The organism is Streptomyces sp. NPDC020422, assembly GCF_044386705.1.
Classification (GTDB): domain Bacteria; phylum Actinomycetota; class Actinomycetes; order Streptomycetales; family Streptomycetaceae; genus Streptomyces.
On sequence record NZ_JBIRVJ010000005.1, the window covers coordinates 344,780 to 369,676 of the forward strand.

General features: G+C 72.6%; 26 protein-coding genes. 9 read left to right on the forward strand and 17 right to left on the reverse strand.

Features of this window, described 5'->3' with window-relative positions; genetic code table 11:
• Positions 1 to 22: 22 nt before the first annotated feature.
• The 3 genes from ACH414_RS15590 to ACH414_RS15600 all read right to left on the reverse strand — a co-directional run bounded on the left by ACH414_RS15590 (position 23) and on the right by ACH414_RS15600 (position 4,898).
• Positions 23 to 811 (reverse strand): enoyl-CoA hydratase/isomerase family protein, encoded by a 789-nt coding sequence (locus tag ACH414_RS15590; protein ID WP_398942122.1) that lies wholly within the window; start codon positions 809 to 811, stop codon positions 23 to 25.
• A gap of 14 nt (positions 812 to 825) precedes the next feature.
• Positions 826 to 3,051 (reverse strand): acetate--CoA ligase family protein, encoded by a 2,226-nt coding sequence (locus tag ACH414_RS15595; RefSeq protein ID WP_391769295.1) that lies wholly within the window; start codon positions 3,049 to 3,051, stop codon positions 826 to 828.
• A 377-nt stretch (positions 3,052 to 3,428) separates the two neighbouring features.
• Positions 3,429 to 4,898, reverse strand: a complete 1,470-nt coding sequence (locus tag ACH414_RS15600) for an MFS transporter (protein WP_398942123.1) — start codon at positions 4,896 to 4,898, stop codon at positions 3,429 to 3,431.
• Positions 4,899 to 4,994: 96 nt separating this feature from the next.
• On the opposite strand from ACH414_RS15600, the gene ACH414_RS15605 reads away from it, so the two are divergent.
• Entirely contained in the window at positions 4,995 to 5,651 is a 657-nt protein-coding gene (locus ACH414_RS15605) for a helix-turn-helix domain-containing protein (protein ID WP_382532770.1), read from the forward strand.
• Here ACH414_RS15605 and ACH414_RS15610 read toward each other — a convergent pair.
• Positions 5,581 to 6,759 (reverse strand): flavin-containing monooxygenase, encoded by a 1,179-nt coding sequence (locus tag ACH414_RS15610; protein ID WP_382532769.1) that lies wholly within the window; start codon positions 6,757 to 6,759, stop codon positions 5,581 to 5,583. The genes ACH414_RS15605 and ACH414_RS15610 overlap by 71 nt on opposite strands.
• 168 nt (positions 6,760 to 6,927) lie before the next feature.
• On the opposite strand from ACH414_RS15610, the gene ACH414_RS15615 reads away from it, so the two are divergent.
• Together ACH414_RS15615 and ACH414_RS15620 are read left to right on the forward strand one after the other, a co-directional pair.
• Positions 6,928 to 7,377: a DoxX family protein gene (locus tag ACH414_RS15615; protein WP_382532767.1), complete on the forward strand. Its 450-nt coding sequence runs from the start codon at positions 6,928 to 6,930 to the stop codon at positions 7,375 to 7,377.
• Positions 7,377 to 7,799 carry a Zn-ribbon domain-containing OB-fold protein gene (locus ACH414_RS15620; RefSeq protein ID WP_382532765.1) on the forward strand — a complete coding sequence of 141 codons (423 nt, stop codon included), beginning with the start codon at positions 7,377 to 7,379 and terminating at the stop codon, positions 7,797 to 7,799. The genes ACH414_RS15615 and ACH414_RS15620 overlap by 1 nt, the downstream gene beginning before the upstream one ends.
• On the opposite strand, the gene ACH414_RS15625 is transcribed toward ACH414_RS15620, so the two are convergent.
• Positions 7,768 to 8,658 (reverse strand): GyrI-like domain-containing protein, encoded by an 891-nt coding sequence (locus ACH414_RS15625; protein ID WP_382532764.1) that lies wholly within the window; start codon positions 8,656 to 8,658, stop codon positions 7,768 to 7,770. The genes ACH414_RS15620 and ACH414_RS15625 overlap by 32 nt on opposite strands.
• A 620-nt stretch (positions 8,659 to 9,278) precedes the next feature.
• On the opposite strand from ACH414_RS15625, the gene ACH414_RS15630 reads away from it, so the two are divergent.
• Complete coding sequence (locus tag ACH414_RS15630) at positions 9,279 to 10,034, forward strand: MerR family transcriptional regulator (RefSeq protein ID WP_382532762.1); 756 nt, start codon at positions 9,279 to 9,281, stop codon at positions 10,032 to 10,034.
• A gap of 1,167 nt (positions 10,035 to 11,201) precedes the next feature.
• On the opposite strand, the gene ACH414_RS15635 is transcribed toward ACH414_RS15630, so the two are convergent.
• Genes ACH414_RS15635 through ACH414_RS15645 form a run of 3 tightly spaced genes read right to left on the reverse strand, consistent with a single transcriptional unit; the run spans position 11,202 to position 12,939 of the window.
• Positions 11,202 to 11,837 carry an HAD-IA family hydrolase gene (locus tag ACH414_RS15635; protein WP_382532760.1) on the reverse strand — a complete coding sequence of 212 codons (636 nt, stop codon included), beginning with the start codon at positions 11,835 to 11,837 and terminating at the stop codon, positions 11,202 to 11,204.
• Entirely contained in the window at positions 11,834 to 12,079 is a 246-nt protein-coding gene (locus tag ACH414_RS15640; protein WP_398942125.1) for a DUF397 domain-containing protein, read from the reverse strand. The genes ACH414_RS15635 and ACH414_RS15640 overlap by 4 nt, the downstream gene beginning before the upstream one ends.
• Complete coding sequence (locus ACH414_RS15645) at positions 12,076 to 12,939, reverse strand: helix-turn-helix domain-containing protein (RefSeq protein WP_398942126.1); 864 nt, start codon at positions 12,937 to 12,939, stop codon at positions 12,076 to 12,078. Before ACH414_RS15645 ends, ACH414_RS15640 begins: the two co-directional genes overlap by 4 nt.
• Before the next feature lie 91 nt (positions 12,940 to 13,030).
• Between ACH414_RS15645 and ACH414_RS15650 the strand changes: the two genes are divergently transcribed.
• The 3 genes from ACH414_RS15650 (at position 13,031) to ACH414_RS15660 (ending at position 14,729) form a co-directional block, all read left to right on the forward strand.
• The gene (locus tag ACH414_RS15650; protein WP_386565379.1) at positions 13,031 to 13,450 is read left to right on the forward strand and encodes an ATP-binding protein; all 420 of its coding nucleotides are present in this window, start codon (positions 13,031 to 13,033) and stop codon (positions 13,448 to 13,450) included.
• A gap of 173 nt (positions 13,451 to 13,623) precedes the next feature.
• Positions 13,624 to 14,487: an oxaloacetate decarboxylase gene (locus ACH414_RS15655; protein ID WP_382533332.1), complete on the forward strand. Its 864-nt coding sequence runs from the start codon at positions 13,624 to 13,626 to the stop codon at positions 14,485 to 14,487.
• Positions 14,484 to 14,729 carry a hypothetical protein gene (locus ACH414_RS15660; RefSeq protein WP_382532752.1) on the forward strand — a complete coding sequence of 82 codons (246 nt, stop codon included), beginning with the start codon at positions 14,484 to 14,486 and terminating at the stop codon, positions 14,727 to 14,729. Before ACH414_RS15655 ends, ACH414_RS15660 begins: the two co-directional genes overlap by 4 nt.
• Before the next feature lie 68 nt (positions 14,730 to 14,797).
• Here ACH414_RS15660 and ACH414_RS15665 read toward each other — a convergent pair whose 3' ends face one another.
• The 7 genes from ACH414_RS15665 to ACH414_RS15695 form a co-directional block, all read right to left on the reverse strand.
• Positions 14,798 to 14,995: a hypothetical protein gene (locus ACH414_RS15665; RefSeq protein WP_382532750.1), complete on the reverse strand. Its 198-nt coding sequence runs from the start codon at positions 14,993 to 14,995 to the stop codon at positions 14,798 to 14,800.
• Positions 14,996 to 15,079: 84 nt separating this feature from the next.
• Entirely contained in the window at positions 15,080 to 15,586 is a 507-nt protein-coding gene (locus ACH414_RS15670; RefSeq protein ID WP_386565374.1) for a DUF664 domain-containing protein, read from the reverse strand.
• 85 nt (positions 15,587 to 15,671) lie between these two features.
• Positions 15,672 to 16,181, reverse strand: coding sequence for a hypothetical protein (locus tag ACH414_RS15675; RefSeq protein ID WP_382532746.1), 510 nt, complete (start codon positions 16,179 to 16,181; stop codon positions 15,672 to 15,674).
• Positions 16,178 to 18,241, reverse strand: a complete 2,064-nt coding sequence (locus tag ACH414_RS15680; RefSeq protein WP_398942129.1) for a hypothetical protein — start codon at positions 18,239 to 18,241, stop codon at positions 16,178 to 16,180. Before ACH414_RS15680 ends, ACH414_RS15675 begins: the two co-directional genes overlap by 4 nt.
• A complete protein-coding gene (locus ACH414_RS15685) occupies positions 18,241 to 18,684 on the reverse strand; it encodes a hypothetical protein (protein ID WP_382532743.1) in 444 nt (147 codons plus the stop codon). Before ACH414_RS15685 ends, ACH414_RS15680 begins: the two co-directional genes overlap by 1 nt.
• 110 nt (positions 18,685 to 18,794) lie before the next feature.
• Positions 18,795 to 20,738 (reverse strand): serine/threonine-protein kinase, encoded by a 1,944-nt coding sequence (locus tag ACH414_RS15690; protein WP_398942131.1) that lies wholly within the window; start codon positions 20,736 to 20,738, stop codon positions 18,795 to 18,797.
• 132 nt (positions 20,739 to 20,870) lie between these two features.
• Positions 20,871 to 21,293, reverse strand: coding sequence for a DUF1992 domain-containing protein (locus tag ACH414_RS15695; protein WP_382532739.1), 423 nt, complete (start codon positions 21,291 to 21,293; stop codon positions 20,871 to 20,873).
• Between the two features lie 129 nt (positions 21,294 to 21,422).
• Between ACH414_RS15695 and ACH414_RS15700 the strand changes: the two genes are divergently transcribed.
• On the forward strand, positions 21,423 to 22,253 hold the full coding sequence (locus tag ACH414_RS15700; protein WP_382532737.1) for a M23 family metallopeptidase: 831 nt from the start codon (positions 21,423 to 21,425) through the stop codon (positions 22,251 to 22,253).
• Positions 22,254 to 22,359: 106 nt separating this feature from the next.
• On the opposite strand, the gene ACH414_RS15705 is transcribed toward ACH414_RS15700, so the two are convergent.
• A complete protein-coding gene (locus ACH414_RS15705) occupies positions 22,360 to 22,563 on the reverse strand; it encodes a cold-shock protein (RefSeq protein WP_003992177.1) in 204 nt (67 codons plus the stop codon).
• Between the two features lie 305 nt (positions 22,564 to 22,868).
• Between ACH414_RS15705 and ACH414_RS15710 the strand changes: the two genes are divergently transcribed.
• On the forward strand, positions 22,869 to 23,750 hold the full coding sequence (locus ACH414_RS15710) for a menaquinone biosynthetic enzyme MqnA/MqnD family protein (RefSeq protein ID WP_382532736.1): 882 nt from the start codon (positions 22,869 to 22,871) through the stop codon (positions 23,748 to 23,750).
• Here the strand turns inward: ACH414_RS15710 and ACH414_RS15715 are convergent.
• Complete coding sequence (locus tag ACH414_RS15715; protein WP_391769289.1) at positions 23,747 to 24,826, reverse strand: alpha/beta hydrolase; 1,080 nt, start codon at positions 24,824 to 24,826, stop codon at positions 23,747 to 23,749. The genes ACH414_RS15710 and ACH414_RS15715 overlap by 4 nt on opposite strands.
• Positions 24,827 to 24,897 lie beyond the last annotated feature (71 nt).

The window sequence follows — 24,897 nt, forward strand, 5'->3', positions numbered from 1 at the left end:
TCCCGGCCCGTCGCCGTCGCCGTCACCGTCCCCCGTACGTCGGTGTCCGCCGCTCCACGAAGGCCGCCACGCCCTCCTGGGCGTCCCGCGTCGTCATACAGATCTCCTGCGCCGCCGCCTCCGCCGCGAACGCGGAGGCGCGGTCGGTGTCCAGGGAGGCGTTCACCAGCTGCTTGGTGAGAGCCAGGGCGCGGGTCGGGCCCTGGGCGAGGCGTTCGGCCCACTCACGGGCCGTCTTCTCCAGGTCCTCCGCCGGTACCACCCGGTTCACCAGGCCCATCGCCCGCGCCTCCGCCGCCGGCAGCGCGTCGCCGAAGAACATCAGCTCCTTCGCCCGCTGCGGGCCCACCAGGCGGGGCAGCAGGTAGGCGCCGCCGCCGTCGGGGACGATGCCGCGCCGGACGAACACCTCCACGAACTTCGCCTGCTCCGCCGCCAGCACCAGGTCGCACGCGAAGGCGAGATGGGCGCCGATCCCGGCCGCCGTCCCGTTCACCGCCGCGATCACCGGCTTCTCGCAGTCCATGACCGCGCCGACGAACCGCTGCGCGCCCAGGCGGATCATGCGGGCCACATGGCCCTGGACCCGGTCCCCGGACGCGCTCGGGCCGCCCCGCAGGTCCGCGCCCGCGCAGAAGCCGCGGCCGGTGGCCGTGATCACCACCGCCCGGACGTCCGGATCGGCGGACGCGTCCGCGAGCAGCGCGATGATCCGCTCCCGCTGGTCCCAGGTGACCGCGTTCATCGCCTCCGGGCGGTTGAGCGTGATCCACGAGACGCCGTTCTCGACGGCGTGCAGGACGTCCGACATGGCTGACCCCTTCGTCATCGGCACACCGCCAGCGCGTCCAGCGCCACCGCCCCCTGCCCCCGGGGCAGCACCATCAGCGGGTTGATGTCCAGCTCCGCAAGCTCCCCGTCGAGTTCCAGCGCCATCCGCTGCACCCGCAGCACCACCTCCACCAGCGCGTCCACATCCGCCGGCGGCGCCCCCCGCACCCCGTCGAGCAGCGCCCGCCCGCGCAGTTCGTCGAGCATGTCGCGGGCCTCCCGCTCGCCGAAGGGCGGCACCCGGACCGCCGCGTCGTTCAGGACCTCCACCAGGACGCCGCCGAGCCCCACCGTCACCGTCGGCCCGAAGAGCGGGTCGCGGGTGACGCCCACCACCATCTCCACCCCGCGCGGGACCATCTGGCAGACCAGGATGCCGTCCAGGTCGATGCCCTCGTAGCGCGCGATGTCGGTCAACTCGCGGTACGTGTCGCGGATCTGGCTCGCGGAGGTCAGCCCGACCTTCACCAGGCCCAGCTCCGTCTTGTGGGCGAGCTGCGCGCCCGAGGCCTTCATCACCACCGGGTAGCCGACCAGCCCCGCCGCCCGTACGGCCGCCGCCGCGCTGGTCACCAGCTGCTCGCGCGGCACCCGGATCCCGTACGCCCGCAGCAGCTGCTTCGCCGCGTGCTCGCTCAGCCGGTGGCCGGGCCGCATCAGGGCCTGCGCCTTGCGGAAGGAGGGGGACGGGGTGCGCGGGGCCTCGTCGAAGGGCGAGCGGTAGCCGGTGGTGAAGCGGTGGTGGTCGAGATACGCCTTCACCGCGCCGATGCAGTTCCCGAAGGTGCGGAAGGTCGCGACCCGCGACGAGCCGAGCAGGGTCGTGCGGTAGGCGTCCTCGGTGCCGACCGGCGAGCCCCACACCACGCAGATGAGCTTGTCCGTCTCCTCGGCGGCGTCGACGAGGTCCTGCGCGAGCTTGTCGCTCATGGGCGGGAAGGGGCCGGTGATCGGACAGATCAGGACCCCCACCTCCGGGTCGGCGAGGATCGCGTCGATGATCTTCCGGCCGCGCCAGTCGCCCACCGGGTGCCCGCCGTTGTCGACCGGGTTGGCCACGCTCAGGTACGGCGGGATCCACTGGTGCAGCTCGTCCTGCTTCGCCCGCGACAGCGTGGGCAGGGTGAGCCCGGCCGCCGTCGCCAGGTCGGAGAAGTGCGCGCCCGTGCCCCCGGAGATCGAGTAGACGACGACCCCGTCCGCGACCGGCCTGCGGGCCCGGGCGAGCAGCGCCGCGGTGTCCTGCAGCTGGTCGAGCCCGTCGACCCGGATCACCCCGAACTGGCGCATGGCCGCGTCGACGACCTGGTCCGCCCCGGTCAGCTTCCCGGTGTGCGAGGCGGCCATCCGGGCCCCCGCCTCGGTGCGTCCCACCTTCACGGCGACGACCGGCACCCCGCGCCGCGCGGCCTGGTCGGCGGCGAGCAGGAAGGAACGCCCGTCCTTGAGCCCCTCCACGTAACAGGCGATGGCCCCGACCTCGGGCCGGTGCGCGAAGTACGAGAGGAAGTCGGCGGTCTCCAGGTCGGCCTCGTTGCCGGTGGGCGCCCAGTGGGAGAGGCGGACGCCGAGCTCCTGCATGGTGAAGACGGGCCGGCCCTGGTGCCCGGACTGGGTGATGAGCGCGACGGCGGGCCCTTCGAGGTCCTCGCGGAAGCGCTCGAAGGCGTTGAGGTTGGTGTTGGGGCCGAGCAGGCGCAGCCCCGAGCGGCCCACGGCCGCGGCGAGCCGCTCCTGCGCGGCGGCCCCCTCCTCGCCGGTCTCGGCGAAGCCGGAGGCGAAGGCGACGGCGAACCTCACCTTGGCCTCCGCCAGTTGCTCGATCACCGGGAGGGGGTCGGCGACGAGGAGCACGGCGAGGTCGACGGAGTCGTCGAGCTCGGTCACCGAGGCCACGCAGTCGATGCCGAAGACGGACGTACGGGTCGGGTGCACCGGCACCACCCGCGCCCCGACCCGCCCGGCCCAGTCGAGGAGCTGGCGGGTGATGCCGGTATTGGGCCGCCCCTCGGCGTCGGAGGCGCCGACGACGGCGACCACCTCGGGCCGGAAGAACCGGTCGAGTTCGGGTACGGGCGCGTGCAGCGGGCGCCCGCTGACGTCCGTGTCGCCCTCGACCGCGGCGACGCCGTGCACGGCGACCCGGGTGGGCTGCTCGCCGCAGGCGACGACGCGAGCGCGGAGGTCTGTGGTGAAGGTGCCGTGAGTCGATCCAAGCATCGTGGTAGCTCCGCCCGTCCGTCGGTCCGCCCGTTCGTCCGTGTGTGCCGTTCCGGCCGTCCCGGCCGGTCCCATCTCTGACGCTCAGTCAGATTACAGAACTGACGGGGAGTCAGGAATGGCCGTGCAGGGAAAGGCGCGACCGTTCCGCGGGCGGGGAGTTCGAGGCCGGGGACGAGGTCGGGGGTACAGGGGCTGGGGGGGGCGAGGCCGGGGGTACAGGGGCTGGGGGGGCGAGGCCGGGGGTGCAGGGGGCTGGGGGACGTGGCCCAGGCGTGCAGGGGGCTGGGGGGCGAGGCCCGGGGGTGCAGCGGGCTGGGGGGCGAGGTCGGGGATGCAGGGGCCGGGCTCAAGGTGGGGAGTTCACGCGCGGACCTTCACTCCGCACCCCGCCCCGCCGCCGGCCGCGCCACCCGCCCCGCCGCCAGCAGGAACAGCCCGCACCCCGTCACCAGCCACCACCCCGCGCGGGACGCGGCCGGCAGTTCCGCCGGGGCGGCGCCCGTGACCAGGGCTCCCGCGACGGCGATGCCGATCGCCGAGCCGAGCTGCCGGGCCGTCGACGTGATCGCCCCGGCCACGCCCGCCCGGGACGGCGCCAGGCCGCTGACCGCCGTGTGGGTGAGGGGCGCGTTGGCGAAGCCGAAGCCGGTGCCGGTCAGGAGGTGGGCGGTCAGCAGCAGCGGCAGACCCGTGTCCTGGTCGAGGCCCACCAGGCACAGGCCGCCCGCCGCCGTGAACGCGCCCGCGAGGAGCAGCGGCCGACGGGGCCCGTACCGGCCGACGAGGCGGCCCGACCACGGCGCGCACACGGTGGCGCCGAGCGCCATCGGCAGGGTCGCGAGGCCCGCGGCCAGCGGGCTGAGCCCCCGGGTGTGCTGGAGGTGGAACGTGGTGAGCAGCAGGCTCACGTTCAGCGCCACGAACACCGCCGTGGCGCCGAGGACCGCCGTCGCGAAGGGCGGGCGGCGGAAGAGCGCGAGCTCCATCAGCGGTTCCGGCCGGCGCCGTTCGACGAGGACGAAGCCGAGCGCGGCGAGCCCGGCCAGGGCGTAGCCGGTCAGTGCGGCGGGCGAGCCCCAGCCGAGGCGCGGGCCCTCGATCAGCACCCCCACCGTGAGCCCGAGGGTCGCCGTGAGCAGGACCTGCCCGGGCAGGTCCAGGCGCCGGGCGCGCTGCCCGTGGGACTCCGGGACGAACAGGGCGACCAGGACGAGGGCGAGGGCGGCGACGGGGGCGTTGATCCAGAACACCGAGCGCCAGCCGAACGCCCCGATCAGCGCGCCGCCGGTCACCGGCCCGGCCGCCATGCTGAGCCCGAACACGGCCGCCCACACGCCGATGGCCCGGGCCCGCTCGCGCGGGTCGGGCGTCGCGCTCACCACGATCGCCAGGGCCACCGGGCTGAGCATCGACGCCCCGACGCCCTGGACCGCCCGGGCCGCGACCAGCGCGCCGAGCGACGGCGCCAGGGCGCAGGCCAGCGAGGCGAGGCCGAAGAGGACGAGCCCGGTACGGAAGATCCGGCGCCGTCCGAAGCGGTCGGCGAGCGCGCCGGAGGCGACGAGCAGGCTCGCGAGGACGACGGTGTACGCGTCGACGACCCATTCGAGGCCGCGGGTGCCGATGTCGAGCCCGCGGCCGATCTCGGGCAGACCGACGTTGACGATGGTGGTGTCCACGCCGACCAGGAACATGCTCAGCGCGCAGACGGCGAGCACCGTCCGGCGTCTGCGGAGGCTGAGGGCGGGCGGGGCGGGCGAGGAGGGCGGGGCGGGCGAGGAGGGCACGACGGGAACGGCGGGCGTGTCGGGCGTGTCGGGCGTGGCCATCGACGGCGTGGTCATGTCGTACCCCTTCGGTACGGGAGCGTGGACATGCTCATGCTCGAAGCCGGCCCCGCCCCCCGCCCAGGAACTTTGCGAACATCGCAAAATGGCCCCATGGACCCTGAGACCGCGGAGATCATCGACGGCATCGGCCCCCGGCTGCGCGCCCTGCGCCGCGACCGCGGGCTCACCCTCGAAGCGCTCGCCCAGGAGACCGGGCTCTCCGTGAGCACCCTCTCGCGGGTGGAGTCGGGCGTCCGCCGGCCGACCCTCGACCTGCTCATCCCGCTCGCCCGCGCCCACCGGGTCGCCCTCGACCAGCTGGTGGCGGCCCCCGCGACGGGGGACCCGCGGGTGCACCTCAGGCCCCGCAGCCGGGGGCGCGGCAGCGTCCTGGTGCCGTTGACGCAGTATCCCGGCCGGGTCCAGGTCTTCAAGCAGGTCCTGTCCCACCGCGAGCCGAAGCTGGTGACGCACACGGGGTACGAGTGGCTGTACGTCCTGGCGGGGGAGCTCCGGCTGGTCCTCGGCGACCGCGAGGTCACGCTGCGGCCGGGCGAGGTCGCGGAGTTCGACACGGCGGAGCCGCACTGGTTCGGCCCGGCGGACGGCTCCGAGGCGGTGGAGATCCTGCACCTGTTCGGGCCGCACGGAGACCAGGCGGTCGTCCGGACGCCCCCGGCCTCCCAGGCCCCCGCCGTCAGCCCTCCCGCGCGATCCGCCTGGCGATCCTCTCCGCGTCCCGCGCCAACTCGCGGAACATCCCGCTGATCGGGTTGGTGAAGCCCGTGAAGTAGAGCCCGGGCGCCTGGGCGGGGCAGCGGGCCCCCCGGGTCAGCGGGCGGCCGCGGGGGTCGAGGACGCCGAGGTGGCCGATCAGGGGCTCCAGGGCGCGCCGGTAGCCGGTCGCGGCGATGACCGCGTCGGGGGCGATCCGGGAGCCGTCGGCGAGCACGACCTCGGCGCCGTCGAAGGCGTCGACGGCGGCCACCGGCTCGACCTTCCCGGCCCGGACGGCGGCGACGAGGCCCACGTCCTGCACCGGGACCGCGCCCTGCAGGACCCGGGAGTACAGGCCCCCGGTCGGGCGCGGCAGCCCGTACGCCGAGAGGTCGGCGTACATGAAGCGGCCGAGCAGTCCGGTCAGTCGGTCCACCAGGCCCACGGGGAGCCGGCGCACCAGGATCCCGCTGCGCTGGCTGGGCCAGCCGAGGGTGGCGCGGCGGACGATGTACGGGGGCGTGCGCACCGCGATGCGGACCCGGGCGGCGCCGCCGTCCGCGAGGTCCGCCGCGATCTCGGCACCGGTGTTGCCCGCGCCGACGACGAGGACGTCCCGGCCCTCGTACGGCTTGGGGTTGCGGTACGCGCTCGCGTGCACGAGCTCGCGGCCGGCCGTGCCGGTGTACGTGTCGAGGCCGGTCCAGTCCGGTATGCGGGGCGTGTGGTTGTAGCCGGTGGCCACGACGACGGCGCTGCCGAGGAGCCGCCGCCCGCCGGTCGCGTGCAGCACCCAGCGGGCGCCGTCCGAGGGGCCGGCGGAGTCGGCGGCGTCCGCGCGCTCGACGCGGGTGACCTCCACCCCCGTCACGATCTCCAGGTCGTGGACCTCGGCGTACTTCTCCAGGTACCGCACGACGTCCGCGCGGGCGACCCAGCGTCCGAAGGAGCGGGGCATCTTCAGTCCGGGCAGTGCGGAGAGCCGGCGGGTGGTGTGCAGCCGCAGCCGGTCGTAGTGGTTGCGCCAGGAGGTGCCGACGGCGTCGGACTTCTCCAGGACGACGGCCCGCACGCCCTGCTCGCGCAGGGCGGCGGCGACGGCGAGTCCGCCGGGTCCGCCGCCGATGACGTAGACGGGGTGGGTTCGGGGGGTGGTCATGACTGCTGAGCGTAATGACGCGTACACGCAATGGGTCTCGGTCAAGAGGGGGTTCGGTTGCGAATCGATCACGCATGCAGAGGTCTTGCGGAGAAGCGGGCCCATCCGCTGAACTGACGCCTACCTGACGAAGCGTCAGATCCCATCTCCCGAGGGGCGGACGGGCACATGCAGACGATCTGGCTCACCGGCGCCGAATGGCTCGCCGTCCTCCGCATCGGGCTCGGCCTGTGGTGGCTGGAGAGCTGGCGCCACAAGGACAAGAAGGGCTGGTTCGAGCGCGGCACCGGCATCGCCTGGGCCGCCGACGTGGCCGGCAAGCACAGGTGGGCGGCCGTGAAGAACGGCTTCGACACGATCGTCGCCCCCCGCCCCAAGCTCATGGCGTACGTCGTCGTCTACGCCGAACTCGCCCTCGGCCTCGGCCTGGTCACCGGCCTGCTCACCCCCGTGGCCCTGGTGGGGGGCCTGCTGCTCAACCTCCTCTACCTGACCCTGATGATCCACGACTGGGCCGAGCAGGGGCAGAACGCGATGATGGCGCTGATCTCCCTCGTCGCCCTCTTCGCCGTCTCCTGGCAGACCTGGTCCCTCGACCACGCGATCGGACTCTTCTGATGACGGGCACCCCGGCAAGCCTCCCGGACGTCGACGCCTTCACCCGCACCTACTGGGACGCCGCCGCCGAAGGCCGCCTCCTGCTGCGCCACTGCACCGCCTGCGACCGCCCCCACCACTACCCGCGCGAGTTCTGCCCGCACTGCTGGAGCGAGGCCGTCGAATGGCGCGAGGCCGGCGGCGGCGCGGTGCTCTACACCTGGTCCGTCGTCCACCGCAACGACCTGCCGCCCTTCGGCGAGCGGGTGCCGTACGTGGCGGCCGTGGTGGACCTCGCGGAGGGCCCCCGGATGATGACCGAGGTCGTCGACTGCCCCCAGGCGGAGCTGCGCGTGGGCATGGACCTGGAGGTCGCCTTCCGGCCGGAGGGCGACCTCCGGGTCCCCGTGTTCAGACCCCGGCGCTCCGGGCATCCCCACTGAGCCGCGCCACCGGGATCCACAGCTCGGAGTCCGTCTCCGCGCCGATCTCCACCGGCCGGGTCCTCAGCAGCTCCGGGCCCGGCCGGCTCTCGTACGGGTTGGACGGGAACCACTGGGTGAAGACGTCCCGCCACAACCACTGCAGGGCGCTCGGATAGGGGCCGTGGTTCTCGAAGACCGCCCAGGTCCCGGCCGCCACGTCGAGGACCTCCAGCTCCTCGGCGGTCACCCCGGGGCCGGTCGCGACGCCGATCCAGTAGTCCACCTCGGCGCCCTCCTCCCGGCTGTCGGACAGGTGCACCGTCGCCGACAGGACCCCCGCCGGGTCCCCGTCGCCGAGCTCCTTCATCCGCAGGATCGCCTGCTCGCCGAGGCTCTCCACGTGCGCCAGGGCCGCCGCGTTGACGCCCTCGTGCACGAGGGGGACCCGCGCCTTCCTGCCGACGATCCGAAACGCCTCCTTCTCCACGATCCGGTACCGCATGGTCGTACTCCCTTCGACGACGACACGGAAGGACATGCGCGGCTGCGCAGTGAGCGCCGCGCCCGTGCGCCGGGCCTCGCCGGGGCCGATGCCGTGCACCGCCCGGAACGCCCGGGCGAACGCCTCGCCCGAGCCGTAGCCGTACCGCACGGCGACGTCGAGCAGCGTCCGCGTTCCGTCCAGGACCTCGGCCCCTGCCAGGGTCATCCGCCGGCGCCGTACGTAGACGGAGATCGGCATGCCGGCGAGCGCCGAGAACAGACGGCGGAAGTGGTACTCCGACGTCATGGCGATCCGGGCCGCCCCGGCGACGTCGGGCTCGCCGTCGAGCCCTGCCTCGATGTGCGCGAGCGCCTCGTTCAGCCGATCCAGCACGGGTGCGTGTCCTTCCCTCTTGTGCCTCCACCGTAGGAACCCCCACCCTCCCAGCACCCGACATCCCCTGCCCGAATCGATCGGGCCCGCCTCCGCCCGCGCCCGGCCCGCCCCGCGTGAACCGCGCCCGTACGTGTCCGCGCCCCCGCGCGGGCCGCCTCCGCCCCGCCCCGCGGAGTGTGGGCAATCGTCCCGCAGGGCGGGACGGGTGGGCACACGGGACGGCGCCCTCAGCGGCGCCTCCGCTCCCCGTGCCTGGGCCCGCACCACGACTGTGCCGCACCTGTGGTGCGGGTCAGGGCGCGGAAGCCTAGGCCCGGCAAGGGGCGCCGTCCGTTGTGCCCACCCGTTCCGCCCCAGCGGAACGAATGCCCACAACGGGGGGCCGCAGGCCCACAACGGGGTGCGGGCGCGGCCGGGAGGGTGGGCACCGCCCCAGCGGAGCGGGTGACCCGCGGCGGGGTCGGCCGCAGGCCGGGGAGGGTGGGCGCCGTCCCGGCGGAGTGGGTGCCCGCAGCTACGGCGGGCGCGGCCCGGTGGGTTGCGGTTGACGTTGCGGCAACTTCTACGGTCTTCGTGTGGGGCCGGAAAAGACCGGCCCGGCGACGGAAGGACCCCCCATGCCCTGGTCGATCGCGGACGTGGCCCGAATGTCCGGAGTCACCTCCCGGACCCTGCGCCACTACGACGAGATCGGCCTGCTACCCCCCGCAGGCACCGCCTCCAACGGCCACCGCTACTACGACGAGGACGACCTGCTGCGCCTGCAGCAGATCCTCCTCATGCGGGAGCTCGGCGTCGGCCTGCGGGAGATCCGCGCCGTCCTGGACAGCCAGGTCGACCGGGTGGCCGTCCTCCGCGAGCACCACGAACGCCTGCTCGCGGAACGAGACCGGCTCGGCACCCTCGCCCGCACGGTCGCCCGCACCATCACCGAACTCGAAGGAGGCACCCCGATGACGAAGATCAACCGCCCGGAGAACCTGTTCGAGGGCTTCGAGCCCGACCCTGAGCTCGACGCCGAGGCCCGCGAGCGCTGGCCCGACGCCTACGAGGAGTCCCGGCAGAAGACCCAGGGCATGACCCAGGACGACATGGAGCGCTGGCAGCGCGAGGTCACGGCGCAGATGATCCGCTTCGCCGAGTTCATGGCCGCCGGCACCCCTGCCGACGACCCGGCCGTCCAGGCCGAGGTCGACGTCCACTACCGGCACATCAGCCGCTTCTGGACGCCGACCGCGGAGGCGTACAAGGGTCTGGCCGCGATGTACGTCGAGGACCCGCGCTTCCGGCGGAACTTCGAGCGGATCGCCGACGGCCTCGCCGAGTACCAGCGCGACGCGATGAACGTCTACGCCGACGCGCGACTGAGCTGACGCCCGCCGCGCGCGAGGCGCTGCGGACCCGCCCGCACCACCCCCGGCTCCGGGGAGGGGGCGGTCGCGGCGGAGGTCCTGGCGGGCTCCTGGTGCGGCCGCCCTCTTTCCGAGTGTGGCCCGCGGAGCCGGGCCGTCAAGGGCGCTCCCTGCGGTCGCGTCGCTTCGCGATTCCGCTGTCGCTCCACCCTTGACGGCCCGGCTCCGCGGGCCTTTTCACACTCGGAGGGCGGCCGGGGGCGGGGCCGCGCGGACTCTGCGGGAGGGGGTGCGGCAGGGCGGCGGCTGCCCGGCCGGTGGGTGGGGGAGGCCGGGTATGGGCCGGGGCCGTTCGCTGCCTGTGGGGTGAGTGGGTGGGGGCCGGGTTCGTGGCGGGGCCGGGGGAGTCCGTTTCCGTCGTCCGGGGCGCGCGGCAGTGCAGTGGGGCGGCCGGGCCCGGCTCAGCGGGGAACCCCCGGTGGACAGCTTGGCCTCAGGCCCCGCCGGTCACTGCCGGTGGGTGAGGAGGGGCGGGCGTCGCCTCTCCCGTCGGGCGGGGTCGGGGTGCCGATATCTGCGCGCTCCGCGCGTGGGGAGGGCTGCTGACCGCCTCTCCCGTCACATGAGTTCCTTTTCGCCCCACCAGGGTGCGGGATAGGGGACTTTGCATGGGTGGTGGGCTGTGGGGGCGGTGCGAAGTCCGTGTTTCGCGCACTCCGCGCACCGGGAGGGGGGATCGTCGCCTCTCTCGTCACATCAGCCCCTCACCCCCCGATTCGGTTCGGGATGGGGGAGTTTGCATGAAGTGCCCCCACCCACCGGCAGTGACCAGCGGGGCCTGAAGCCAAGCCGCCCACCGGGGGCCACCCGCCGAGCCCGGCCCGGCAGCCCCATTCCACTCCCGCGCACCCCGGACCGGCGGGAGTCCGACCACCGGGCCGGGCCACGAACCGACGCCCCCACCCACCGGCCTTCACGCCGCGCGCCGACGGTGACCCCTGCCCGGCCTGTCCGCGTGGCCGCGCCCCCGGCCGCCCTCCGAGAGGTCTTTCGCGCCTGGAGCCGCCGGGTCAAGGGTGGCCGTAGGCCATCGCGCAGCGACGCGACCGAAGGGAGCGCCCTTGACGCGGTGGTGGAAGGCGCGACTCTCGGAAAGAGGGCGGCCGCACCAGAAGCCCACCAGTCCCGTCACCCCGAAGAGCCGGCCAACCGCGCCAGAATCTCCGGCGCGGCCTCGGCGAGCGTCGCGAAGTGCCTCTGCGAACCCTCCGCCGGCGCCGGGGTGTTGACGGTCCAGACCGTCATCCCCGCCGCCCGCCCCGACCGGACGCCCGACGGGGCGTCCTCGATCACCAGGCAGTCGGCCGGGTCCGCGCCCAGGATCTCGGCCGCCCGCAGATACGGCACCGGCGACGGCTTGCCCTCGCTCACCGAAGCCGCGTCCACGACCACCTCCGGCACCGGCAGCCCGGTCCGCCCGAACCGTCCGCGCACCCGGTGCGCGTAGTTCGACGTCACCAGCGCCCACCGGTCCTCCGGCAGCGCCTTCAGCAGCTCGGCGGCCCCGTCGAACGCGGCGTACGTCCCCGTCCGCACGTCCTCGTCCTCCAGCGCGTGCAGCAGCGCCAGGCACTCCTCCGGGTCCGCGCTCGGCGCCACGGCCGCGAACGTCTCGACCGGCCGCGTCCGCAGCGCGACGGCGTACACCTCGGCGCCGTCGAGCCCGTACCGCGCTGCCCAGGCGTGCCAAACGCGGCGCTGGTTCTCGACGGCGTCCATCAGGGTGCCGTCGACATCGAAGAGAACGAAGTTCTTGCTGGTCACGCGCCAGATGCTACGACCACGAACGCGGCCCAGGAGGCGGGGGTCACGGCGAGCTGGGGACCGTGGGGGTCCTTGGAGTCGCGGACGTGGACGGCGGTGGGGTGAGCGGCGACCTCGACGCAGTTGCCGCCTTCGCCGCTGCTGTAGCTGGACTTGCGCCAGTCGTAAGCGACTTCGATGCACTCGCCGCCCTCGCCGCTGCTGTAGCTGCTCTTGAACCAGGCCAGATGTGCGGTGCTCATAGCTCTCCCAGCATCTTCTCGATCAACTCCAGGGACTCGCGAGGCGTGAGTGCCTGAGCCCGGATGATCCCATAACGCTCGGTGTACTGGCGTACGAGTTCGGGGTCGGTGATCAAGCGGGCGTGACCGTAGATCTCGGTGTAGGCGACCTCTCGCCGCCCCTTGGGGGTCAGGAGGGTGAACGACCCGTCGAGCGAGGGGTGTTCCGTGCGGGCGAGCGGCATCACCTGGAGGTGAATGGTGCGCCGATTTCCGATCTCCAGGAGGCGGCGCAGCTGCTCCCGGTGAACGTCGATCCCGCCGGTTGGGCGTTGCAGGATCGCCTCTTCCAGGACGAAGCTGATCGTGGGTGCCGGCCACTTGTCGAGGATCGCCTGGCGGGCGAGACGGTCGGCCACGCGCTTCTCGATCGTCTCCTCGTCCCACACCGGACGGCGGTGGCCGTACACGGCCGTCGCGTACGCGGGTGTCTGCAGCAGCCCCGGCACGGCCTGCACCGCGTAGTAATGCAGCGCCAACGCCTCCGCCTCAGCCTTCGCGAAGTCCTGGAACCAGTCCGGGTGCCGGGTGCGCGCCCGCGCCAACGCCTCCCGCACCTCGTCCACCGCCGCGATCAGTACCCCGCCCGCCCCCAGTACCGGGTCCGCCCGGATCAGGAAGTCGGGCTGCGGGGTCCGTACCCCGCGCTCCACCGACGAGACCAGGTCCTCGCTACAGTGCGTCGCCTCCGCGAGCTCCGCCTGGCTCAGGCCGGCGTTCCTGCGCAGGACCTTGATGATTTTGCCCAGCGCCCTGAACAGGTGCGCCGTGCCGTCGACTTCGGAGGGCCGCTCGGGCCGCTCCTCCTCGTTCACCGACATCCGTACCGCCCTCTTGGCGTGCTCGTACCGCTACTCAGCGTCGTGGTGTCGCCCCTGGTCAGGGTAGGGCGGGCGGTCCAGGCTCGGGGTCATGAAGACGGAAATGACCTTCGCGACCACCCCAACCGGTGAGTCGGGTGGCGAGTTCGCGCAACGCCTCTCCGCCACGCGCCGGGGCGCGCGGCTGGCGCGGCTGCTGGCGGTGCAGCAGTTGCGGGACTGGGGCGTGGCGGCGACGGACGCGGCGGAGCTGGTGGTGGCGGAGCTGGCGAGCAACGCGGTGACGCACGGCCGGGTGCCGGGGCGGGACTTCGAGCTGCGGCTGGAGCTCGGCGGGGACCACGTGCGGATCGAGGTGTCGGACACGCGGGGCGAGCGGGAGCCGGTGCCGGATCCGCATCCGGACGGGAGCGGGTACGGACTGCTGCTGGTGGCGGCGCTCTCCACGGCCTGGGGGGTGAAGGCCAGGTCGGTCGGCAAGACGGTGTGGGCGACGGTGGGGCTCCAGTGACGTTTCTGTGGTGAAAGCGCTACTCCTGGAGAGTGAGTAAAGCGGAGGTATACGAAGCTTCTGCGGTCATCCAGGAAATCATCAGGTTTTGGTAAAGGGGCGTCGTGTTGCACGGCCCCCTCGGCCTTTTCCCTGTTCCCGAGACGACCAGGAGTCGGACGTTGAGCTACCGCATCAGTTACGGAAACCAGCTGCGCGAGGCCATCGCCTCACCGGGGACCACGCCCCTCATCGGCGTGTACGACATGTACTCGGCGTCGGTCGCGGCCGACCACTACGACGGGATGTTCGTCTCCGGGTTCGGCTTCGCGGCCTCGTACTACGGGCTGCCGGACATCGGGTTCATCGCCTGGCCGGACATGGTGGCGTTCGTGCAGCGGCTGCGCGGGGCGTTCCCGAAGCACCACCTGCTCGTGGACATCGACGACGGCTACGTCGACCCCGAGGTGGCGTGCCACGTGGTGGAGGGGCTGGAGCGGATCGGGGCCTCGGGGGTGATCCTGGAGGACCAGAAGCGCCCGCGGCGGTGCGGGCACGCGGACGGGAAGCAGGTGCTGCCGCTGGAGGAGTACCTGGCCAAGCTGGACATGGTGCTGCAGACCCGGCGGGACCTGGTGGTCGTGGCGCGGACGGACGCGACGGACGAGGACGACATCCTGCACCGGGCGGAGCGCCTCGCGGCGACGGACGCCGACGTGGTGCTCGTGGACGGCGTACGGAGCGTGGAGTGGATCCGGCGCATCCGGGAGGTCGTCGGCGGCAAGCCGTTGCTCTTCAACCAGATCGCGGGCGGCAAGTCGCCACGGCTCTCGCTCGGCGAACTCGCCGAGCTGGGGGTGGACGTGGCGATCTACAGCACGCCGTGTCTCTTCGCCGCGCACCAGGCGATGGACTCGGCGCTCGCGGAGCTCAAGCGGGCCGACGGACGGCTGCCGTCGTTCGACCCGGCGGACGGGGTGGGCGTCGCCGCGTCGACACGGCTGCTGGAGCGGAACATCGCCCGGAACCACGAGGCGCGCGAGCGGGTGGGGGCGTGATCCCCCGCCAGGGCGGGGCGGTCCCGCTCAGGACGCTCGGACTCGCGGCCGTCCTCGTGGCGGCCGCGGCCGCGCCCGCCACGGCGGAAGGCAGCCTGGTCACGGTCATCGACAACTCGCACGCCGACTCGGTGCTCGAAGTCGACCGGGCGGCCAACGTGCAGTACGGCAGCAGCGGCACCGCGGGCAGCGACCACGACGGCAGCGCGGTCGACACGATCCAGGCGCTGATGGGCGGCTGAGCCTCGCCCCCGACGCGCGAACGGCCGGACACCGCCCTCGTGGTGTCCGGCCGTTCCGTCACGTCGTGTCAGTCCTCCGTGTGGTCCGGCTTCCCGTCCTCGCCGATCTCGACCGGCTCCGGCTCGTCGGCCTGGACGGTGGCGGTGGCCTCGGCGCTCGCGGGGGCGGCCTGGGCCGGCTGGGCCGTCTGGGCGGCGAAGCCGACGGCCGCGCCGGCCAGGGCCAGGGCGGAGACGAGGACGCGGGGGATGGTGGAGAGGTTCATGCCCGGGGAACGGGGGCGCGCCGGTGCGGGTCACGGAGCGTGACCCGGGAGAGGGAGGGGCGCTCGGCGGGCGGGCGTGCGCCGTCAGCGGCGCTCGACCACCCCGCGTACGTACGCCGCCTGACCGGCGTGCTGGTTGTCGTCGGTGATCACGCTGACGAGCCGGACGCCGAGGGTCACCGGCGGGTCCCAGCGGGTGTCGACGATGCGCCCGAGGTCGGCGTCGGTGAGGGAGCCGATCCGGTCGAGGGTGCGGGCGTGGACGGCGTCGTGGTAGGCGAGCAGGAGGTCGGCGGGGGCGCGGACGGCGGCGACGTCGGCGCTGCTGTGGCCGTAGCCGGTGGCCGATGGGGGGAAGGGCAGGCCGAACCGGTCGGCCCAGCCGTCGGAGTGCCAGAGCTGTTCGGTGGCGAAGGCGTCGGCGACGTGGTCGTCCTGGATGCGGGTCAGGTGCCACACGAGCCAGGCGATCGAGTTGGCGTCGGCGTCGATCCGTACGGCGAGATCGTCCTCCGACAGCCCCTCCACGGCCTCGTGCACGGCCTCCTGGACCCGGGCGAACGCGTCGAGGAGCAGGGCTGCGCTGTTCATGGCCCCCAGGTTTCCCGCCGACCCGCGCCCCGCCCCGCTCCGGACCGGCGCCGCCCGGGCGAAATCACCCGAACGGCGCCGGCGGTCAGTCCGTGCAGCCGGCCGTCTTCTGCGCCGCCGGGAAGTACGCCGTCATGAACCGGACGAGCGCCTCCTTCCGTGCGGCGGCGTCACCGCCCTGGGTGGAGAAGCGCTCCACGTGCGAGACGAACACCCGCTTCTCGGAGCCCACCGAGCACTTCCGCGCGGCACCGACGTAGGTGTCGACGGCCCGCCCCTCGTCGCCGATCGGCACCGGCGTGCCGTGCGGCATCTGCCCGTCCCACGTGGCCCGGTAGTTCTGCCCCGGCGGAAGGGCCGTGCCCTCCAGTGCCAGGATCCGCTTGCCGTCCACCAGCACCGAGCACCGGCTGTTCGCCCCGGAGGCGGTCACCTCCTCGCCCGGCACCAGGACGGGCCGCAGTACCTCCGCGTCGACGGCGACCCCGCACAGCGCGGCCGGCAGCCGCGCCTGCCCCTCGTCGGCGCCCTTCGAGCACCCGGCGGCCGTCAGCGCGGCGGCCACCACCAGCGCCGTCAGCGCCCCGTGCCTCACTGGTCGCCCGCCAGGCCCTTGGCGCGGCTGTTTCCGTTCAGGGCCGAGAGGTTGATCTCGTTCTCCAGGGTGTAGGCGTTGTTGCCGCTGCCGGGGTTGGCCTTCGCCCACTCCTGCGACAGGGCCCGCAGCTGGTTCTCCCGGAACTCGAAGGTCTTGCCGTTCTGCTCCTGGATGCCCTTCTCGATGCGGGCCTGCTCGTCGAGCTGCCACTGGTAGGCGAGGGCGTCGACACCGCGCTGGGCGGCGTCACCGACCACCGGGATGAAGTTCACCGCCCCGCCGAAGCCGTGGTAGAGCCACTTCGCGTTCCAGGACGGGTCCTCCTTGTCGGTCTTCAGGGCCTGGTAGCGGGCCTCTTCGAGGAAGCCGATGGTGGCGCCGCCGCGCTGGAGGGTCTCCTTCGGGTCGCTCGGGTGCTCGGTGTGGATGTCGTTGAGGATCTCCCGGTTCATGGCGTCGTTGAGCACGCCGTAGGAGTCCTGGTCGCGGGAGATCTGCTTGGTGACCTCCAGGAGCTGCTTGCGGTCCAGCTGGCGCGGGTCCTGGGCGTCGTCCGAGAGCGAGCTCGCCGAGTGGTGCACGACGTCGCTGTGGCGGGAGAGGACCTTCGCCATGTCGTCGCGCAGCTCCGACGGCATGTCGTCGCCGCGGGCCGACAGGTACTCCAGGGAGCGGTCCAGGACCTTGCGGTGCTCCGGGGTGAGGTCGACCCGTGGGGCGGTCGGGTCGTTCGGGTTCATGCCGGTGGCGGCGGCGGCCAGCGCGGCGCCGGTGGCGTTCCAGGCCGAGTTGCCGTCCTTGTGGTTCAGCGGGGTGTCGTCGAAGGTGCGGCGGTCGCCCAGGACGTACTTGGCGTTGTCGTCGGGCTCGGTGCCGTTGAAGAACTCGGTGGCGGCGTTCGGGCTCGCGGCGAGCGCGGTCATGAAGCCGGTCATCGGGTCGCGGCCGAAGTCCTCGCCGATGAAGTTCATCTTCGGTGTCGGCGGGGCGCCCGCGTTCCAGTAGTGGTCGGGCAGCTTCATCTTCTTCTCGGTCGCGACCAGCGCGTTGCCGTAGGCGTTGAGGAAGCGGTCGTCCCAGTCGCCCGTGCGCATCAGGTTGCTCATCAGCTGGTAGCCGTAGACCTGGGCGCCGCGGGTCTGGATGCGCTCCTCGCCGAGCCTCACCATGTCGTTCTCCCACGTCCGCATGGCGGGGGAGTCGGACTGGGTCGCGCCGGCCAGGGCGAGCGACAGGTTCTGCTGGAAGTCGCCCAGGTCCTTCAGGCGCGCGCGCTGGAGGTTGCCGCCGTCCGAGGGGTCGGAGAGGTCCGCCCAGAAGTCGAGGACGCCGCGCGGGCCGAGCGTGGTGGCGAGCTTCTCCTGGAAGAGGCGGTCGTCCTTGTACGCGGCCAGGTCCTTGTTGAGCCTGTCGAACTCCTCGGGGCTCAGGTCGTCGCCCTTGGTCTTCAGGAGGTTCGCGATCCGCTCGGCGTCCTTCATCGCCTGCGCGGCCCGGTCCCGGTCGTAGTAGGCGGCGTCCGAGAAGCCGTACGGGGTCTGGCTCACCAGCATGGTGAGCGCCTGGGCGGCGGTCGAGTCGCTCTCGGTGGCCTGCTGGAGGATCTTCTGGACCTCGTTGCGCAGGCTGATCGCGTCGGCCTCGGTGTGCTCGGGCACCGTGGTGCCCTTGGCGGCCCGGTCGGGGTGGATGTTCATGGTGACGGTGAAGCCGCCGTCGCCGGTGCCGACCACCGTCAGGTTGCGGGTCAGCGCCTGGCTGATCGTCTCGTTTAGCTGCTTCTTGAAGCCGTCGAGTTCGCCGTGCGTGTCGCGGAGGATGTTGGCGATGCTCGTCGCCTGGGTCGCGGCGTCGGCGAACTCCTTCGCCGTCTTGCCGATGAACTCCTTGGTGACGGTGGCGTTCACGCCCTTCCAGTCGGCCTTCGCGGCCTTCCCGCCCAGGTTGTCGCGGGCGTCCGACTCCAGCTCCCACAGCTTCTTCGCCATGGCGTCCCAGTCGGCGGCCGCCGTGCCCAGCTTCGAGAAGTCGGCGAACCTGAGTGCGTCGAGGTCCATCAGTGCGCCGCCCTCTCCTCGAAGCCCCTGTCGAGCTGTTCGTACTTGAAGCGGGTGGCGATCCAGTGCTCGTCCGCCGCGTGCGTCTTCTTCGAGTACTCCAGGTGGTTGGAGATGTGGGCGCAGGCGTCGAGCAGCGTGTTCACCTGCTCGTTCCACTTCTCGGCCACGGTCGTCAGGGCCGGCCCGAGCGCGAAGTCCTGCTTCATCGCGGTGCCGGCCTCCTGGGTGCTGCTCTTGGCGTGGTCGCCGTCGGTGCCGAGCCGCTGGTGGAGTTTGAAGGCGGCGTCCCCGACGGCCGCCAGGTCCGTCTGCCCGACCCGCAGGTCGCCGCCCTGGACGGAGCCGTCGCCGCCGTCGACGTCGACGTGGGCGAGCTGCATCGCCGCCTGGTTCTCCTGCGCGACCGACCTGATGCCGGCCCATTCGTCGTCGAATGACACAAGACCCCCGTGTGCTTCCAAGTACCGGTGTACGACGTACAGATGTGCGCCGTACCGACGTGAGCGTCCGCCAGCATATTGCTTTCGGGAACGCGGGATCAGTCCGCCCCTCATCCCCTCTCGTAGTGGTAGCCCTCGCCGTGGGAGGGCCCCACGTCGTGCCGCAGGCCGGTCGGCGTGGCGAGTGCGAAGTAGGAGGGGTCGCCGTCCTGGCAGAGGCTGTCGGAGCGGGCCCGGTCCGTGACGGTGGCGCCGAGGTTGATCCGGCTGCCGCCGTCGGTGACGGAGATCAGTCGGGCGACGTGCTCGCAGTGCAGGCCCTGCTGTGTGTCGGTGATCAGCTTGGCCGCGACCCGGCCGGGGGCGACGCGGTAGATGTACACGGTGGTCGGCTGCCCGATGTTGAAGTCGGCCGTGTACTTCCAGGTGCCGACGAAGGCCGACGGGACGGTGCCGGACGACGTCGCCGGGGGCCTGGTGGTGGGCGCGGTGGTGGCGGGCGGGCGGGTGGTCGTACCGCCGGAGGCGGTGGTCGAGGAGCCGCCACCGGTCGAGCCGCCACCGGTCGAGCCGGCCCCGGTCGAGCCGGCCCCGCCGGAGGCACCCGTACCCCCGGAGACCGAGCCCCCGGAGCCGCCGCCGACGGCGCCTCCCGCGCCCCCGCCGCCCCCTGGGCCACCCGCGCCACCCGCGCCACCCGCGCCGCCCGTGCCGCCGGGCGGCGGTACGGCCTGCGTCGGGGCCGGGCCCTTGGAGGGCACGGCCGACGGCGTCCCGGTCGACGGGCCGCCCGTCGTGGTGGCGGGCGGCGCGGTACTGGCGCTGGTGCCCGGGGCGCCCTGGAGGTCGCGGGCGTCGGCGTCGGCGTCGATGAGACGGACCACGGTGCCGCTGATGCCGAGGACGACGAAGACCGCGGCCACCACGGCCCAGACCCGGGAGGCGCGGCGCGGGGAACGCGCGGCCGTGCCGGTGGTGCCGGCCGGGGGGTCGCCCTGGGGGCGCAGGCCGAGGGTGCCGGTGTCGGGCGCCCCGTCGGCCGCCGCGGCGTCCCGCGCCTTGCGGGCCTCCTCGGCCAGCTCCTCCGTCAGCGCCTCCACGTCGAGCAGCCGGGCGGCCTGCCGGGCCAGCCGGGCGACGAGCGCGCCGGGCAGCCAGGAGCCGCCGGCCTCGCCTTCGGAGCCGCCGTCCTCGCCCGGCAGGGCCGGGTCGGCGAGCAGGGCGTCGATGCCGGGCCGCCGGGCCGGGTCCTTGACGAGACAGCGGCCGATGAAGGCGCGCAGCGGCTCGGACCCGATCCGGTCGAGCTCGGGCTCGGCCTCGACGATCCGGAACATGATCGCGTGCTGGTTGCTGGCGCCGTGGCCGAACGGCAGCCGGCCCGTGGCCGCGTACATCAGGACGCAGCCGAGCGCGAAGACGTCGGCCGCCGGGCCCAGGGACTCGCCGCGGACCTGCTCGGGGGCCATGAAGCCGGGCGAGCCCACCACCATGCCGGTGCTGGTCAGCAGCGACTCGACGGAGGGCTCCAGGGCGCGCGCGATGCCGAAGTCGATGACCCGGGGGCCCTCGACGGTCAGCATCACGTTGGACGGCTTGAGGTCCCGGTGCAGGATCCCGGCGCCGTGGATGCCCTGGAGCGCGCGGAGCAGCCCGTCGGCGAGCGCGAGGACCGACTCGTCGGGCAGCGGCCCGTACTCCCGTACGACCTGCTCCAGCGACGGTCCCGGGACGAAGCCGGTCGCCACCCAGGGCCTTTCCGCCTCGGGGTCGGCGTCGAGGACCGGGGCGGTGTAGTGCTCGCCGACCTTCCGCACCGCGTCGATCTCGCGCCGGAACCGGGCCCGGAACTGCGGGTCCTGGGCGTGCTCCTCGTGCACGACCTTCACCGCCACGGTCCGGCCGCCCTCGGAGCGGGCCAGGAAGACCCGCCCCATCCCCCCGGAGCCGAGCCGCCCGAGGAGCCGGTACGGACCGATCAGCCGCGGATCGCCGACCGCGAGCGGCTCCATGCCGCTGCCGCCCTTGTCACGTTTGCCGTTCTGGCCGCTCATGCCGGTCGTACTCCCCCTGGTCGTGGCACTTCCCCGTGGTCGGTCGAACGCGCTCAGCGTAGATGAGTACGCGTCAAGTGGACGTCCCTGAAGGCCACTTGGTTTCCGCCCCCACCGATCTCCACGGCTCCTTTACGCGCCCCCGGCCCCCGCCCCGGTCCCCCGCCCCGCCCGCCACTCCGCCGCCATCCCCTCCACGTCGAACAACGTCAGGTTCAGCGGCGGCCCCGCCGGCGGCATGGCCAGGGCCTCGGCGATCTTCGTGTTGATCTCGCCCAGGATCCGCCGCAGCTGCGACTCCGTGACGGCCGCGCGGGCGGCCTCGGCGGCGTCCTCGGCCTCCTTGCGGAGGGCCAGGGACGGGGGCAGTACGGAGGCGCCCTCGCGGTGCATCTTCTGCTTGACCCACCACAGCTCGTCATAGGGCGCGGTGTCGTCCGGCAGGGGCTTGCCGAAGCCCTGCAGGCGGGCGAACTCCCCGCGCTCCGCTGCCTCGCGGATCTGCTTGTCCACGAACGACTCGAAGCTGACGCCAGGCGGTTTGCGTTCGGTCATGTGTCCAGACTACGTATCCGCCGCGCCGCACATGTGGGTACGGCGGACTTCTGCGGACGCCGGAATTCGGGCACGCTGGCCGCGTTCAACGCGCGTCGACCCTTGTTGGCCCCACCCACCGGAGTACGCATGCGTTCCAGAACCACCGCCGTCGGCGGTCTCCTCGCCCTGCTCGCCGGGCTGCTGACCGTCCTCGCCGCCACCCCCGCCCAGGCCGCTCCCAACTTCAAGGCGCCCTACCCCTGCGGCCAGCAGTGGACCTACAGCCACCATTCCGCCGAGGTCCGCCAGGCCCTGGACTTCGTGCGCTCGGACGGCGGGGCCACCGCCGGGACCCCGGTGCTCGCCTCCGCCTCGGGCACCGCGTACCGCTACTCGCAGCCCAGCGGCGCCGGGAACTACATCGTCATCGACCACGGCGGCGGCTGGAAGACGTATTACTTCCACCTCAGCTCCTACTCCGTCGCCGACGGCGCCCGGGTGGACCAGGGGCGGCAGATCGGCGTCACCGGCTCCACCGGCAACAGCTCGGGTGCCCACATCCACTACGAGCAGCTCTACAACGGCGTCGGCCAGACCATCGCGATCAACGGGGTCTCCCTCGCGCCCTACCCCTCTTCGTACTACGCGAAGTACCTGACCAGCGACAACGGCTGCTCGGGCGGCGGCGGGAAGTACTGGGTCGACACCTTCGCCAACGCCACCGGCTACGCCCAGGCGAACACGAACGACGCCCAGGGGGTGCTGAACGCCGGCACGAACTACGTGTACTGCAAGGTCTGGGGCCAGGAGATCCGCGACGGCTCCGGCAACTACAACCACTGGTGGCTGAGGACCGACCTGGACACCGTCTACTCCGGCAAGAACGGGTACGGGGCGTACGTGTCCGCCTACTACCTGTCGCGGTGGGGCAACGACGAGGCCCGGGACAACAGCGGCAACGTGATCCCGGACTGCTAGGCCGCCCGCCGGGGGAACGGCAGGAGCCCCGCTCGTGCGCTCGGCGCGCACGGAGCGGGGCTCCTTGGGTACAGCTCTAGAGATCGCGATCGTCGACCCGGGTCACTTAGACCGGGGTGACGTTCTCCGCCTGCGGACCCTTCGGGCCCTGCGTGACGTCGAAGCTCACCTGCTGGTTCTCCTCGAGGGAGCGGAAGCCAGAGGCGTTGATCGCGGAGTAGTGGACGAAGACATCCGGGCCGCCGCCTTCCTGGGCGATGAAGCCAAAGCCCTTTTCAGCGTTGAACCACTTCACGGTTCCGGTAGCCATGAGCCCTCCTATGGGCCAAAGGGTCGCCCTGCTCCAGAACCTGCAACCAAGTCTGAAAACTACAAAAGCCTGCGGGTTACATGCTCCGCAGGCTCTGTACTGCAAGGGAAACCAAACTGCAACTTGCGTCGAGCGTAGCACGCAGCGTGCTCGAAGCGGTAGAGGGAAAGATCACGTCACTCGCTTGTTTGACACGCTTCTGACGTGCTGACGCGGGCGCCCCCGCGCGTTCGGATGGATCTCGGACGGATGTCCGATGCGGCCCCGGCGAGGCCCACCGGACGAGACGGGTCTAGCCTCGCGATGTGGACAATGCAACCGATGACCACCAGCGCAGCCGGCCCCGCGTCGGGCACATCCAGTTCCTGAACTGCCTGCCCCTCTACTGGGGCCTGGCCCGTACCGGAACCCTCCTCGACCTGGAGCTGACGAAGGACTCCCCCGAGAAGCTCAGCGAGCAGCTGGTGCGGGGCGATCTCGACATCGGCCCGATCACCCTCGTCGAGTACCTCCGCCACGCGGACGGCCTGGTCGCCCTGCCGGACATCGCCGTCGGCTGCGACGGCCCCGTCATGTCCTGCGTGATCGTCTCCCAGCGCCCCCTGGACGAGCTCGACGGCGCCCGGGTGGCGCTCGGCTCCACCTCGCGCACCTCCGTGCGCCTGGCGCAGCTGCTGCTCGCCGAGCGGTACGGGGTGCGGCCCGACTACTACACGTGCCCGCCCGACCTCGGCCTGATGATGCAGGAGGCCGACGCGGCCGTACTCATCGGCGACGCCGCGCTGCGGGCCTCCCTGCACGAGGCGCCCCGGCTGGGGCTCCAGGTCCACGACCTGGGGCTGATGTGGAAGGAGTGGACGGGCCTGCCGTTCGTCTTCGCCGTGTGGGCGGTCAGGAAGGACTTCCTGGCCCGTGAGCCGGAGACCGCCCACGACGTGCACCGCGCCTTCCTGGCCTCGCGCGACCTCTCCCTCGAAGAGGTCGCGAAGGTGGCCGAGCAGGCCGCCCGCTGGGAGGCCTTCGACGCGGAGCTCCTCGAGCGCTACTTCCGTACGCTCGACTTCCGCTTCGGGCCGGAGCAGCTGGCCGGCGTGCGCGAGTTCGCCCGCAGGACCGGTCCGACGACCGGTTTCCCCGCGGACGTACGGGTGGAGCTGCTCGCGCGGGAGCACCACCGGGCCGGCTAGGCGGAGGGGATCGGTCCCTGCATGTGGCGGCTCAGCCAGGCGATCGATCCCTCGTCCATGCCCCGCACATAGCTCTTCGCGTTGTGCCCGCCGTTCTGGATGATCTGCAGCCGGGACTTGATCGGCCCCTTGGTGTAGGTCCGGATGAAGGCCTTCAGGCGCGGCGCCATCCAGGTCTCCTTGGTGCCCATCTGGAAGGCCAGGAAGATCTCGTTCGCCTTGGTGTCCGGCTTCGCGGCCAGCACCCGGGCGAGCCGCCCCGGGTCGTTCGCCCGCTGCTCGCGCGCGTGGCCCTGCCAGAGCGGCGAGTCCGGGACCAGGTCCGGGCCCGAGGCGATGACGCCCTTGAACTTGTCCGGCTTCTGCAGCACCGACTTCAGCCCCACGAAGCCGCCCGAGGACGAGCCCATGAAGGCCCAGCCGTCCCGCGACTTGAACGTGCGGAAATTGGCCCGGACGAAATCCGGTACGTCCTCCGTCAGCCAGGTGCCCATTCGCGGCTGGCCCGGGATATCGCTGCCGTCGTAATAGTGCTTGTCGTCCGGGTTGAGGACGGGCATCACGACGATGAACGGAAGGCTCTTTCCCTCCTCGGACCACCGCGCGATGCTCGACTGGAGTTTGAGGTCGGTGCCCATCCAGTAATTCGTCGGATAGCCGACGCCGCCCGGCAGCGAGATGAGGACCGGGAAGCCGCTGTTCGCGTACTTCGGGTCGAAATACTGCTTCGGGGCCCACACCCACACCTTGCCGGTGAAGCCGGACTTCGCGCCCGTGAGTTCGGTGACGCCGATCTTGGTGCCGTCCTCGACGGTGTTGGCGTCGGTGAACTCGGCCTTCGGGCCGGTGGGGAAGACGGTCTCGGGGGCCTGGTTCCCGGCCTTCCCGCCCGCCCGGACCGTGTTCTTCCCGCCGGGCTTGTGCACGGAGGCCTGCTGGGGCTGCCCGTTCCTCGGGGTGTCGAAGGAGACCGGGTCGCCCTTGCCGTCCGAGGAACAGCCGGAGACCACGGCGAGCGTGGTCCCCAGGGCGAGGGCGGCCGCGAGCGAGCGGCGGAGGCGGCGGCGACGTGTCATGGGGGGTCTCCGAGAGCGTTTCGGGTATTACGGCGGATTCCGGAGAGGGAGAGGGATCCGGCGGCCGTTCG